Origin of the sequence: Bacillus sp. EKM420B (assembly GCF_011065565.1) — a bacterium.
Taxonomy (GTDB): Bacteria; Bacillota; Bacilli; order Bacillales; family Bacillaceae; genus Bacillus; species Bacillus velezensis.
Genome location: NZ_JAAMNX010000080.1, coordinates 1 through 219, shown reverse-complemented (window position 1 = coordinate 219; position 219 = coordinate 1). Strand labels below are relative to the sequence as shown.

The window sequence follows — 219 nt, the reverse complement described above, 5'->3', positions numbered from 1 at the left end:
CATCTGTCCGCTCGACTTGCATGTATTAGGCACGCCGCCAGCGTTCGTCCTGAGCCAGGATCAAACTCTCCGATAAATGGATCACAGACTAAGTTCACTGCATCCTGCAGTAACGTCTGTGTGATCTGCATCGTGCAGACCTTAGTTTGACTGACTACGCACATTGCTGTGCGATTTATTTAAAACTTTGAATTAACAGGTACGTTTTGTCTTGTTTAG

The 219-nt window shown here is 45.7% G+C and carries 1 rRNA gene; it reads right to left on the bottom strand.

Annotation, left to right across the window (positions count from 1 at the left end):
* Positions 1–76, bottom strand: a 16S ribosomal RNA gene (locus G9F48_RS19615); the annotation flags it as partial.
* Between the last annotated feature and the right edge of the window lie 143 nt (positions 77–219).